13 protein-coding genes are annotated in these 13,651 nt (G+C 33.2%); 8 read left to right on the forward strand and 5 right to left on the reverse strand.

Annotated elements, in window-relative coordinates:
* Positions 1–76 precede the first annotated feature (76 nt).
* From KO504_RS03030 to KO504_RS03040, 3 genes are all read left to right on the forward strand, one after another.
* The gene (locus KO504_RS03030; protein WP_215924850.1) at positions 77–1,147 is read left to right on the forward strand and encodes a sensor histidine kinase; all 1,071 of its coding nucleotides are present in this window, start codon (positions 77–79) and stop codon (positions 1,145–1,147) included.
* The gene (locus tag KO504_RS03035) at positions 1,140–1,850 is read left to right on the forward strand and encodes a LytR/AlgR family response regulator transcription factor (protein WP_215924851.1); all 711 of its coding nucleotides are present in this window, start codon (positions 1,140–1,142) and stop codon (positions 1,848–1,850) included. Before KO504_RS03030 ends, KO504_RS03035 begins: the two co-directional genes overlap by 8 nt.
* Positions 1,851–2,184: 334 nt before the next feature.
* Complete coding sequence (locus KO504_RS03040; RefSeq protein ID WP_215924852.1) at positions 2,185–2,775, forward strand: DUF4339 domain-containing protein; 591 nt, start codon at positions 2,185–2,187, stop codon at positions 2,773–2,775.
* A gap of 75 nt (positions 2,776–2,850) precedes the next feature.
* Here the strand turns inward: KO504_RS03040 and fabV are convergent, their stop codons facing one another.
* The 5 genes from fabV to KO504_RS03065 form a co-directional block, all read right to left on the reverse strand.
* On the reverse strand, positions 2,851–4,041 hold the full coding sequence (fabV, locus tag KO504_RS03045) for an enoyl-ACP reductase FabV (protein WP_215924853.1): 1,191 nt from the start codon (positions 4,039–4,041) through the stop codon (positions 2,851–2,853).
* A 10-nt stretch (positions 4,042–4,051) separates the two neighbouring features.
* The gene (lpdA, locus tag KO504_RS03050; protein WP_215924854.1) at positions 4,052–5,452 is read right to left on the reverse strand and encodes a dihydrolipoyl dehydrogenase; all 1,401 of its coding nucleotides are present in this window, start codon (positions 5,450–5,452) and stop codon (positions 4,052–4,054) included.
* 99 nt (positions 5,453–5,551) lie between these two features.
* A complete protein-coding gene (locus KO504_RS03055; protein WP_215924855.1) occupies positions 5,552–7,159 on the reverse strand; it encodes a S41 family peptidase in 1,608 nt (535 codons plus the stop codon).
* A gap of 275 nt (positions 7,160–7,434) precedes the next feature.
* Positions 7,435–8,205 (reverse strand): LuxR C-terminal-related transcriptional regulator, encoded by a 771-nt coding sequence (locus KO504_RS03060; protein WP_215924856.1) that lies wholly within the window; start codon positions 8,203–8,205, stop codon positions 7,435–7,437.
* A gap of 33 nt (positions 8,206–8,238) precedes the next feature.
* The gene (locus KO504_RS03065; RefSeq protein ID WP_215924857.1) at positions 8,239–8,700 is read right to left on the reverse strand and encodes an Lrp/AsnC family transcriptional regulator; all 462 of its coding nucleotides are present in this window, start codon (positions 8,698–8,700) and stop codon (positions 8,239–8,241) included.
* Positions 8,701–8,861: 161 nt separating this feature from the next.
* Between KO504_RS03065 and KO504_RS03070 the strand changes: the two genes are divergently transcribed.
* From KO504_RS03070 to KO504_RS03090, 5 genes are all read left to right on the forward strand, one after another.
* Positions 8,862–10,061: an aminotransferase class I/II-fold pyridoxal phosphate-dependent enzyme gene (locus KO504_RS03070; protein ID WP_215924858.1), complete on the forward strand. Its 1,200-nt coding sequence runs from the start codon at positions 8,862–8,864 to the stop codon at positions 10,059–10,061.
* A 148-nt stretch (positions 10,062–10,209) separates the two neighbouring features.
* A complete protein-coding gene (gene nhaC / locus KO504_RS03075; RefSeq protein WP_215924859.1) occupies positions 10,210–11,679 on the forward strand; it encodes a Na+/H+ antiporter NhaC in 1,470 nt (489 codons plus the stop codon).
* Positions 11,680–11,821: 142 nt separating this feature from the next.
* Complete coding sequence (locus KO504_RS03080) at positions 11,822–12,460, forward strand: peroxiredoxin (protein ID WP_215924860.1); 639 nt, start codon at positions 11,822–11,824, stop codon at positions 12,458–12,460.
* Between the two features lie 92 nt (positions 12,461–12,552).
* Positions 12,553–12,861 carry a thioredoxin family protein gene (locus KO504_RS03085; protein WP_215924861.1) on the forward strand — a complete coding sequence of 103 codons (309 nt, stop codon included), beginning with the start codon at positions 12,553–12,555 and terminating at the stop codon, positions 12,859–12,861.
* A gap of 45 nt (positions 12,862–12,906) precedes the next feature.
* The gene (locus KO504_RS03090) at positions 12,907–13,164 is read left to right on the forward strand and encodes a DUF6952 family protein (RefSeq protein WP_215924862.1); all 258 of its coding nucleotides are present in this window, start codon (positions 12,907–12,909) and stop codon (positions 13,162–13,164) included.
* The last annotated feature ends 487 nt before the right edge of the window (positions 13,165–13,651 follow it).

Genomic DNA, 13,651 nt, shown 5'->3' on the forward strand with positions numbered 1-13,651 from the left:
CACTAAATCCGTCATTCGTCTATAAAATCATTATACACTACAAAAATGCAGTATTATTGTATTAATATTATTGTAAATGCTTAAAAAGGAATTCATATTAAAAAAAATAGGACAAGGACTACTCCATGCACTTTTTTGGTGTGCTGTACTCCTATTCTACACCTATTTTTTTGGTGTGGGCAGTAATAATTTTAACGACACCCTTGTATTCTCATTGTTTTTAATGCCAATTACCATAGCCACAACGTATGTATCTATTTACAAATTAATACCAGATTATCTTATAAAAAAGCGCTATTTCCTATTTGTTCTTTACAGTAGTTATACACTGATTATTTCAGCCTATTTGGTAATGGTTTCTATCTTTTTTAGTTTGATTTATATTTCTAATTTCGAATATAATGACATGAATCCACTAACAAGAAACATCCTATTTGTAATGACAGGCATCTATCTTGTTACCTTTATTGTGAGTGCTTTTAAACTTATGAAGTTAAACATCAAAGCATCCCAAAAGACTAAAACCCTCGAAACCAAAATTCTTGAAACACAACTTAAATTAAAAGAACAAGAGCTAAAGTATTTAAAAATGCAAATTCATCCACACTTTTTATTTAACACACTAAATACCATGTACGGTTTTGCTTTAAAGAAAGCAGATGAAACTCCAAAAATGATATTAAAACTGTCTAACTTATTAGATTACCTACTGTATCAAGCCGACAAACCTTTTGTAAATTTAAAGGATGAAATAAATCACATTGAAGACTATATCAGCTTAGAGCAAATGCGTTTTAGCGATACTTTAAATGTAGAATTCTCCAAAAACATAAGTTTAGAGAATATTGAAATGGCACCAATGTTATTAATTCCGTTTGTTGAAAACAGTTTTAAACACGGAAAAATTAGAAACGGCAGTTTAGACATTTCTATTTATATAAAGGCAAATGCAGAAAACATTACATTCAAAATTAAAAACAGTTCTACTAAAGACTTAAGCATTAAAGAAGGTATTGGTTTAGAAAACATAAAAAAACGCTTAGATTTTTTGTATCCCAACCAGCATCAGTTAGAAATTATTAACAGCACCAATGATTTTGAAGTTTTACTAACGTTAAATCTAAAATCTAAATTAACAGATGTCTAAATCCATAACATGCATTATAGTTGACGATGAAGCTATCGCGAGAGAAATTATTGCATCTCATGTGGCGCAAATTGAAACTATTAAAGTTATAGCACAATGCAAAAATGCCATTGAAGCCTTTAATTTTATCAGCAATAACAAAGTAGACCTAATCTTTTTAGACATTAATATGCCTGAGATTTCAGGAATATCATTTGCCAAATCCATAAACAAAGACATCAAGATTATTTTTACTACAGCATACAGAGATTATGCTGTAGAAGGCTTTGATTTACAAGCCGTAGATTACCTTTTAAAACCCATTGCTTTTGAACGTTTACTGCAAGCTGTAAATCGTTATTTTGAAGTCACCTCTACTACTATTAATACGACTTTAACCACCACAGAATCTAACGACTTTATATTTGTACGCTCAGACAGACGCATGCTAAAAGTAGATTTTAATGCCATTATATATGTTGAAAGCTATAGCGATTATATAAAAATCCATCTTCAAGATGAAACCATAACCACTAGAGAAACCATTACGTCTATTGAAGCAAAATTACCTAAAACGCAATTTTTAAGAATTCATAGGTCTTATATCCTCTGTATTGCCAAAATTCAATCGTTTACTAACGAACATATTACAGTTAATCGAAAAGCGCTCTCCATTAGTCGAAGTTATAAGAAAGAAGTTTTGAAACGTCTAGAAAATTTTTAACTTTAAACCTGAGTTCGATATAAGAGTTAATTTCCAGAACCCTAAAAAAAGGTGAGATTTGAAGTATAAAATTTAAAGTAATATCGAGATATTTCAATAATTTTATACGAATAGATTGCATTTTTTTAGGTTTTCCGTAGGATTTGATGAATTTTTCCCAATTCTTGATATGATTTTTTTAAATTAACAAGTTAGTCCTTCAAAAATATATCTGCGAATTGAATAAAAATTCATTCAAACTGAAACAAATATTATATCAAACTCAGGTTTAAGAAAATAAACACCCAAATCTTAACGTTGTATAGCAAATGCTATTCTTTTGAAAACCTGCTAAATGAGTGATTATCTACACAAAACTATTCCAAATTTAAAACCTTTTAGCTATGAACGTCATCACGATTCGCATTTTATAAATCAGCGATGGGTTTTGGTGAATGGCATTTCTAATAAGAAATCAATTTATACGTTTAAAGAAGACAATATTCTTGAAATATCACAAAAAGACAATGTGATTCAAACCTCATGGAATATTAACATCCAAAATATATTTTCTATTGAAACTGAAGATGGCTTAATTACCGTTAAAGCCTATTTTAAGGACGATGATATATTAGTCCTTAACAATCAAAACAAAGACGAATTTGCACTTTACATAAATACTTCCAAATATGATGTTGAGTTAAATTCTATTGAAGACATCAACACCTTTTTAAAAGAAAAATACAAAAAGAAAGTCAGCACCATAATTTACGATCACGAATTTTATTACATCGAACAATCAAAAGAATATGGGCCTTTTACAGTAGAAACACTAGCTGAAAAAGTAAAATCTGGTGAGATTAGTGCGTATTGCTTTGTTAAGGATGTTAATGAATACGATTATAGTAAACGAATGCGAATCGAAGATTTAATCAAGGAACTATAATTAGCAACTATAAAAATAAAGCGAAAACCTAAATAGATTTTCGCTTTATCCTATTATTTATTTACAAACCGTTAGTTACTCCTGTAATCCAGGAATAGCAACCATTTCGTTAACATCTTTATCGTAATCAACTCCTTCAACATTAAAGCCAAACAAGTTAAAGAAATCCGTTTTATAACCTTCTAAATCACCAATGTTTGGTAACGTTTCAGTTGTGGCTTCTTTCCAAAGTTCTAACACTTTAGCTTGGATATCATCACGCATTTCCCAATCATCAACACGAATTCGTCCTTGCGCATCCAATTGTAAATCTTCAGCATATAAACGCTCGTTAAATAAACGCTCTATTTGCTCAATACAACCTTCATGAATCCCCTCTTCTTTCATCACTTTATACAACAACGAAATGTACAACGGAATTACAGGAATTGCAGAACTCGCTTGTGTTACTAAAGCTTTGTTTACAGAAACATAACCTTTTCCATTAATAGCCTTTAGTGAATCGGTAATTTCAAAAGCAGTGGCTTCTAAATGATCTTTAGCGCGACCAATAGTCCCTTTTCTATAAACCGCTTCAGTTAATGAAGGGCCAATATAAGAATAGGCAACCGTTTTAAAATCTTCCGATAAAACATCAGCAGATTTTAATAGATCAATCCACATTTTCCAATCTTCACCGCCCATTACAGCAATAGTATTATCAATATCATCACCAGAACATGGTGCTATTGATATTTCTTTTACGACTCCTGTATGAAAATCTACCGTATTATTGGTAAACGTATCGCCAATAGGCTTTAATACCGATTTAAAACGTTCTCCAGTATCTGGATGCGTTCTTACCGGTGAAGCCAAACTGTAAATAACCATATCAATCTTACCTAAGTCGTCTTGAATCAATTTTAAAGTTTGTGCTTTAATTTCGTTAGAAAAGGCATCACCATTAATACTCTTAGCGTACAAACCATCTTTATGAGCTTGGGTTTCAAAAGCGGCACTATTGTACCATCCTGGTGAAGCCGGACGCCCTTCTGTTGGTGGTTTTTCAAAAAACACACCAATAGTTGAAGCATTAGAGCCGTAAGCACTTGTTATTCTTGATGCCAAGCCAAATCCTGTTGAAGCTCCTATAACTAAAACGTTTTTAGGACCGTTAGTTGTTGGTCTTGATTTTATATAATCTATCTGATTTAATACATTTTTCTCACAGCCTGTTGGATGTGATGTTAAACATATAAACCCTCTAGTTTTTGGTTCTATTATCATATTTTATGTTCTATACGTGTAAAGCTCTATCGTCTGTGGCTGCTAAAGCAGCTTCTTTTACAGCTTCTGCAAATGTTGGGTGGGCATGAGACATACGTGAAATATCCTCGGCTGATGCTCTAAATTCCATAGCGGTTACAGCTTCTGCAATTAAATCGGCACAACGGGCACCAATCATATGAACTCCTAAAACCTCATCAGTGGTCTTATCGGCTAAGATTTTTACAAACCCATCAATATCTCCACTTGCTCTAGCACGACCTAAAGCTCTAAATGGAAACTGACCAACTTTATACTCCACATTATCAGCTTTTAATTCCTCTTCTGTTTTACCAACAGCAGCGACTTCTGGCCATGTGTAAACCACACCTGGAATTAAGTTATAATCGATATGTGGTTTTTGTCCCGCTATAGTTTCGGCTACAAAAACACCTTCTTCTTCCGCTTTATGCGCTAACATTGCTCCTTTTATAACATCTCCTATAGCGTAGATGTTAGACACATTAGTTTGTAAGTGTTCGTTAACTTCAACCTGTCCTCTATCTGTCATTTTTACACCTGCAGCGTCAAGATTTAAGCCGTCTGTATAAGGACGACGACCTACAGAAACTAAACAGTAATCTCCTTTAAATTCTACAACTTCACCTTTCTTATTTTCTGCTTTAACAATGACCTCATCACCATGACGCTCTACAGACTGTACTTTATGAGACAACATCATTTTGCATTTTGCTTTCTTAAAGACCTTATTTAGTTCTTTAGATAAGCCAGCATCCATAGTTGGTAAGATTCTGTCCATAAATTCTATAACAGTAACTTCTGCACCTAAACGACGGTACACTTGTCCAAGCTCTAAACCAATAACTCCACCACCAATAATAATCATGTGTTTAGGAACTTCTTTAAGTTTTAAAGCTTCTGTAGAAGTAATAATACGCTCTTTATCTAAAGTAATAAACGGTAAGTTACTTGGCTTACTTCCTGTGGCGATAATGATTTTTTTAGCTTCAATCTCTTGAGCGTCTTTACCTGCAATTTTTATATGAGTAGCATCTACAAAAGACCCTAAACCTTCAAAAACATCAATATTGTTTTTCTTCATTAAGAAATCAATACCTCCTGTAGTTTGATCGACAACAGCTTGTTTACGACCAATCATTTTTTCTAAATTCACTTTGATCTCACCAGGGATTTCAATACCATGATCTTCAAAATGTTTTGTTGCTTCTTCGTAGTGATGCGAAGAACTTAATAAGGCTTTACTTGGAATACAACCAACATTTAAACAGGTTCCTCCTAGTGTAGAATACTTTTCAATAATAGCTGTTTTCATCCCTAATTGTGCGCAACGAATTGCTGCTACATATCCACCAGGTCCTGAACCTATTATTGCTACATCGTATGATTTCATAAGAATACTTTTTTGTCTGATTAAAAAAACGATTACAAAAGTACAATTTTGATTAATGATTTACGAATTTTAAAACCCTATATTAAGGAAGAAAATTATTTAGTTCTTTTGTCCTAAATCTTCTAAAATCCATTCCAATTCTGGGTCAATAGATTGTAAGCGATCCTTATAACTTGGTAATAGCTCTACATCTGGCTTTACACCATAACCATCTGGTGTTACTTTGTAAGGTGCATCAATAAATGCCAATCCAATTCTTGCACGTACTTTGGTATGAGGCATCTCGTACATTTTATAGTATCCAGCCACGGTACCATTATATGCTCCTCCGGTTTCTTCTCCAACAAAAGTAGCGCGTTTACTACCTTGTAATTGTGTAGATAATATAGACGATGCCGAAAATGAGTTACCGTTAATTAACACATAAACCTTGCCTTTAAAATTTAAAGGTTTTGGCTCTTGTTCTTTAGATGACTTAAACTTATAATATAATTTGTTATCCTCTTTTTTAGTTTTAAAAAGGTCTATGGTAATTAGCACTGGTGACGCTATACCTGCAATGGCTTTAACTAAAGTGGGACTTGAATTAGCCATAAGGCTCTTCAAAAGAGGAAAGCGTGTATTTACTTCACTCGGATTAATCATTCTGAAATTTTCATCAGTAAGATACGAATACAAATAGGTAATTTCCTTTAAGCGTCCACCAAAATTATTTCGCAAATCTATAACCAATGCTTCTGCTTTAAGAGAATCTATTAGCTTAAAACTTTCATCATAAAAGTCCTCGTAATCATATCTAGAAAATCCTCTAATTTTTAACAACGCCACAGCGCTGTCTTTTCCTATAAAATTTAGATTTCTAGTGTACTCGTTTCTGTCAGGAATAAAACCATATTTTTCATTATGTTTTCGTTCTGCCTTGCGCTCCTTCTTTTTAGCCTTTCGCTCTGCTTTTGTAAGTTTTATTTTTTTTACGTCCTTAAGTTTAACAGAATCTTTCGCTAAAGAATCTTGCTTCAAATGCGCTAAATCCTTTTTTAATATCCGCTTGTATTGTTTTACAAACGTAGAATCTGAATTTCTAAAAGTGAGACTAATACTATCAAAACGGCCTTTGTCATTTACATAATAGCTCATAAAACGAGTGCCAACAACCCTCTGATGCAAAGTGGTATTATAACCATCTGAAGCTATAAGGTGTTTATATTTTTTAATTAAATCTTGTGGGCTTTCATCTTCTACTTTTAAAACTTCTGCATTAATTAAAACAGAGTCCTTCCCTCTTGCATTGGTAACAAAAAGTTTATTGTCTAAATATTCAAAATCTAAATTAGTGATATCAAATTTTGATCCTCTTAATGCTTTTCGTGCTTTTCTGTCAAACCTTTGACTGGGTGGCGACATTGACAAATGACCTTGACCAACATATTTAGTAACGGCAGACAATTGCTTATAAAATGTACGACTATCCATTGGCTCATCAATGGCTTTTTTTAAGCTATCAAATTTAAAATCTAAAACCTCCTTTGATGTAAACTGATATAAATGAGGATGATTTCGCTGTAATTGCTCATATACCTTATCGATATCTTCATGTATATCTTCAACCGAATGTAATTTTGAAATCTGTTGATTGTACTTTTCTACACTAGAGCAAGATGTTAGCAATAGGATTAAACATAAGGTAAACGACAATTTATAACTCATATTATCTTTATTTTCAGGGGGTCTAATTATGGATTTTTAACAAAATGATATACTATATTATATATAGACGTAAAAATATTAAGAATGATTGCTTTATAATGCAATTAAAAAAAGAAATGCTATGCGTTTTTTGCATTAAAAAAAATAGTCCAAACCTTTAGACTATATAAATAATCTAAGAGAATGGACGTATTCTACCCTAAGTTGCTAATAGCATGTCAAAGTTCCGTATTAAAGAATAAGCGGGCAATACTCAAATTGAGTATTTATACGATTTACAACCAATGTTGGTTCAGCTTTAACATACCAACCAACTCTCCTGTTGAGGATATATTAAACTTTTTCAATATATTTCTTCTATGTGTATCTACCGTATGAGAACTGATATTTAATTTATTAGAAATTTCTTTACTCGTGTAATTTAAAACAAGTAATCGTATAACATCACGCTCTCTATTGCTAACACCTTCATTTAATAGCTTTTGAGAAAAGTTGTTAAAATAAAGCGTTTCATATTCCTTTTTAGAGTTTAACAGCTTTGCAGATGCCGTTATATCCATTTTTATATTAGGATCTAAAACCGTGTAATGTGCTAAACCTATTATAGGCTTACCGTCTGAATCAAAAACCAATGGTGTAGTATTCTGAATTATATTTACATAAACACCATCTCCATTCTTAATTCTAAAATTCCAAGTATAATTTGTGTCTTTTCGTTTTGATTTTGATATTTCACCAAGTGTAAATTCCATTAACTTGTTAAGTGCGCTTAACCAAGCATCAATATCATCTGGATGAATTCTATTCCAAAAATAGCGCATACCATGAGTCTTTAGCACTTTAGCATCAAGCCCAAGACAAGCCATATAATTTTTACTGATGTATTCAAATGTTAAGTCTTGAGTATTTGTAACACAAAAAAACGTAGAGCTATATGGTAAATATTCATCAAGCTCCATAAACTTCTCTATGTGTTCTTTTAGTAATGGTTTATCATAGGATTTAAATATGAATCGGTATAAATCTTTTATTTGAGATTGTTTCATAATGTAAAATTAGAAATTTAATCTAAAAAATGATCATTTCAGTGAAATTACAGTGGTATGCTTTACTTCATTTATCATAAACATGCTATGTGTACTACCAATATGGTCAATTTTAGTTAATTTTTCTACCATAAATTCCCTAAACGCCTCCATATCTTTCACTAAGACTTTAAGCAAATAATCGTAATCTCCACTTAAATGGTAACATTCTAAAACCTCATTAAACTGCTTAACTTCACGTTCAAAACTTACAACATAATCTTGCGTATGCTGCACTAACTTTATATGACAAAAAGCCACAAAATCCTTTTGTACTTTATTCTTATCTATTAGAGCGACATACTTTTTTACAATACCATTTTTTTCAAGTTTCTTAATACGCTCGTAAACGGCAGTTACCGATAAATTTAATTGGTAAGCTAAGGCTTTATTGGTTTGTTTACTGTCATTTTGAAGCAAATGAAGCAGCTTTCTATCAATGTCGTCAAAAATCATTCTTATCTTTTTTCGGTTAAAATAATACAAAAACCAAATCTATACTTATAAAAACTAAAAATTGCACCTATTTTAGATAAATAATCTAAAGACTATCTTGTTGGTTGATTATTAATCTAAATTTAACGAGATTTGAAAGAATTAATCAAAATCAAATTATTATGGCTTTTAAACCCGCAAACAATATTCAAGATTTACAATACTTTGGTGAATTTGGAGGCGTAAACCCTTCTATTTCAGACTCATCAACCTATACGTTTTTATCCGCAAAAACCATGTTCGATACCTTTGAAGGTAATGCAGATGGTTGTTATTTATACTCACGTCACTCGTCCCCTTCAAACTTATATTTAGGAGAAGCTTTAGCAGCTATGGAAGGTACAGAAACAGCAACTGTTACAGCTTCTGGTATGGGTGCTATTACTCCAGTATTATTACAACTGTGTGGTGCTGGCGAACATATTGTAAGCAGCAGAACCATTTACGGTGGTACTTATGCCTTCTTAAAAAACTTTACACCGCGTTTAGGTATTAACACCTCGTTTGTTGATATTACTAAATTAGAGACTGTAGAAGCTGCCATTACTCCAAAAACAAAAGTATTGTTTTGCGAAACGGTAAGTAACCCCTTATTAGAAGTGGCAGACATTGCAAGCTTAGCCAAATTAGCAAAAAAGCACAACATTACATTGGTCGTAGATAATACCTTTTCTCCATTATCTATCTCACCTATAAAATTAGGAGCAGATGTCGTAGTTCACAGCTTAACTAAATTTATCAATGGCTCTTCAGATACTGTTGGTGGTGTAGTATGTGGTACACAAGAATTAATTGACGACCTACGAAACGTAAACAGTGGTGCAGCCATGTTATTAGGGTCTACTATGGATAGTATGCGTTCGGCTTCAGTATTAAAAAACTTGAGAACCTTGCACATTAGAATGATGCAACACAGTTATAATGCCACCTATTTAGCTGAAAAATTTGAAAATGACGGTTTAAAAACCGTTTACCCTGGCCTAGCCTCTCACCCATCGCATGAATTATTCAAATCTATGATGAATGAAAAATACGGTTTTGGAGGTATGATGACTGTCGATGTAGGATCTTTAGACAAAGCCAATGCCTTAATGGAATTAATGCAAGAACGCAACTTAGGCTATTTAGCCGTGAGTTTAGGATTCTATAAAACCCTATTTAGCGCACCTGGTAGCTCAACTTCTTCAGAAATACCTGAAGATGAACAAAAAGAAATGGGCTTAAGTGATGGCTTAATTCGTTTTTCTATTGGTCTTGATGCCGATATAGAACGTACCTACGATATGATGAAAACTTGCATGAAAGAATTAGACATTCTTTAAGCTAAAAATGCAGCTATATAATTAATGGTTAGATCCTTAGGTAACACTAAGGGTCTAACCCTTTTTTTTGCTTCAAATTCTAGGATTTGCATTCCATTTGCAAATGGCTTAACAAAATCGTAACATTACAGAACTAAACGGACTAAAAATGCAAGAAAACGACAACCTAAGTGAGATTAAAACAGAAGATCAAGTAATTATAGACAATAAAGCACTTAGTTTTTTTGAAGCACTTATACCTGTTGTTATTCTCATGGCCATGCTAGCCTATAACATCTTTTTTGTTGAGGATCAAGAATGGTTTGGAGGCTACACCAATCAAATTATTTTATTATTAGGTGGTGGCATTGCTGCTATTGTTGGCTTTTTTAATAAAGTGAATATCAAAATCATGCTCAAAGAGGTTTGGGAAAACCTAAGAAGTGTATTTGTGCCTATCATGATTTTATTCTTAGTAGGTGCTTTAGCAGGAACTTGGTTAGTCAGTGGAGTCATTCCAGCCATGGTCTATTACGGCTTACAAGTTTTAAGTCCAGAAATATTCTTACCAGCATCCGTCGTTATTGCCGCTGTAATTTCTATTGCTACAGGGAGTTCTTGGACCACCTCGGCAACCGTGGGTATTGCTTTAGTGGGTATTGGTACCGCATTAGGTATTAATCCAGGGATGATTGCTGGTGCTGTAATTTCTGGAGCTTACTTCGGAGATAAAATGTCTCCATTAAGCGACACCACAAACCTAGCTCCCGCTATGGCTGGTACAGATTTGTTTACACATATTAGATATATGGCCATCACCACCGTGCCTACCGTTATTATAACATTAATTGTATTTGCCATAATTAGCACCAATATAGACCCTACAGGAAATGCAGATGTTAGCAATTTATTAGCTTCAATTAAAAACACTTTTCACATATCACCTTGGTTATTTATGGTACCTGTTACAGTAGTGGCTTTAATACTACTCAAAACAAAACCACTAATAGCTTTAGCATCCGGAATTGTTTTAGCCATCATATTTGCATTCATTTTTCAAGCTCCAGTACTAGAAAACTTATCCGAATCTAAATTCTCGGCCGTTATTAACTCTATTTTCACAGAGACCTCTATCGCTACAGATAATGAAAATTTAAATGACCTCTTCTCTGCTAAAGGTATGCAAGGCATGCTCTGGACCATCTATTTAATTATATGCGCCATGGTTTTTGGAGGCATTATGGACGCCATTGGAGCACTATCCCGAATCACAAAAGCATTACTTTCTATAGCCACCTCTATATTTGGATTATTTGCCAGTACTGTGGTAAGCTGTTTAGGTTTAAATATCATTGCCTCAGATCAATACTTAGCTATTGTCATTCCTGGAAAGATGTTTAAGCAAGCTTACATAGATAAAGGCTTAGCACCAGAAAATTTAAGTCGTACACTCGAGGATTCCGGAACCGTAACCTCTGTACTAATCCCTTGGAACACCTGTGGAGCTTACCAAAGTGGTGTCTTAGGCGTTGGGGTGGGCGAATACTTTATGTATGCCATCTTTAACTGGTTAAGTCCTTTTACCACCTTAGTCTTTGTTGCTTTAAATCTTAAAATTAAGATGCTAAAAGACAAATAGTTTTTACTTATTAAAAATAAAATTTAGTATAGCTAAAACCTATTGCTTTATAAAAAATTAAAATTTGCTTAACGTATTAATTCCCTAATGAAAAGTATCTTTGTAGTCGAAAATTAATAATCAATTTAAAACTATAAAAAACATGGCATTAGTAGGAAGAGAATTTCCAAATTTAGACGTAAACGCAATGAACGATATGGGCGACACTTTTAAAGTGAACGTTCTAGAAGAAGCGCGTAACAACAACAAAAAAGTTGTATTATTCTGGTACCCAAAAGATTTCACTTTTGTTTGTCCAACAGAATTACACGCTTTTCAAGCGGCTTTAGGTGAATTTGAAAAAAGAAACACCCTTGTAATCGGTGCGTCTTGTGATACTGCCGAAGTACACTTTGCTTGGTTAAGCACATCTAAAGATAATGGTGGCATCGAAGGAGTAACATACCCAATATTAGCCGATTCTAACCGTAACCTAGCCTCTGCTTTAGGGATTTTAGATATTTTCAACGAACAATTTGATGAAGAAACAGGTCTAGTAACTGTTGAAGGTGATAACGTAACCTACAGAGCAACGTACATCATTGACGAAGAAGGAATCATTCAACACGAAAGTATTAACAACATGCCTTTAGGTAGAAACGTTAACGAATACTTGAGAATCATCGATGCCTTAACACACGTACAAGAAAAAGGTGAAGTATGTCCAGCAAACTGGGAAGAAGGTAAAGATGCAATGCAAGCCAATGCTAAAGGAACTGCTGAATACTTAGCATCTCACTAATAACGTACTGTCATTGCGAGTAAAGCGTGGCAATCTCAATTAAACCTGACAGGTTTCAAGCACCTGTCAGGTTTATTAAAAATTCAAGAATTATGATACAAGAATTAGAACAAGATAACCTGCAAGATATTATTAATAATAACGAGACAGTTATCGTACAGTATTCAGCGACCTGGTGTGGCAATTGCAGAATAATGAAACCTAAGTTTAAGAAATTAGCTACAGAGCATGAAGGAGCAACTTTCGTTATTGCTGATGCTGAAAAATTTCCTGAAAGTAGAAAATTAGCAACGGTAGATAATCTTCCAACATTTGCAACATTTAAGAATGGTGAATTTAAAGGTCAGGTACAAACGAATAAGTTTGATGTGTTAAAAGAACTGGTTGACGAAGTAGCTTAATTTGTTTAACCTTTTAATAGATTCCTGCTTTCGCAGGAAATGCATATGAAACTACCCGTAATAAAACACTTAACGCAGTTTATAGAAGACAATGACGAAGACTACATCATTGAAACTATTGAAACGCTAGAGGCCTTAACCGAAGTACCATCCTTAAAAGATGAAGAACTAGACGTCATTGGAGAATTAATCTCTAACATGTATGGAGCCATTGAAGTCAACAAAATGATCAAAGAAGGAGCTACTAAAAAAGATGCCGTTAACAATTTTATGAAACGTGTCTTAGGCTCTATTGATAAATAGATAGATAGAAAAAGAAAAATTAATAAGTATAAAACCACCTTGCGAAAGCTTGGTGGTTTTTACGTTTTATAAGGTTTTGAGATGTAAAAATTAGCCTTTACGGATTACCGTAAGTTTTTTAAAACAGAAGGTTTTAACTTGGTTGCTGATTACGAAATCTATACGTAAAGTTACGTATAGATTTTTAAGATAATATATTTAATTTCGTGACTCATGACTTTAAACATTTAAAACATTGGCTATTACCTACCTAATTAGTGGGATATGAGTGATAAAAGTTATGATATAACGAGTTAGCAAACATTTCGCGCGTGTCAACAATTTCAAGGCTTTTACCAAGTTCTGTACTTATTTGCTTCAAAAAACTAAGTTGGAATTTAAAGCTGAATCTTAAAAAAAATTACGCTGGAATTTTTTACTCTTGCGGAACGTTACGCACGAATTTCGGCTTACCCAACTTCAGTTCTTTAATTCAATATTATAGCAA

Origin of the sequence: Winogradskyella psychrotolerans (assembly GCF_018860565.1) — a bacterium.
In the GTDB taxonomy this organism is placed as follows: Bacteria; Bacteroidota; Bacteroidia; order Flavobacteriales; family Flavobacteriaceae; genus Winogradskyella; species Winogradskyella damuponensis.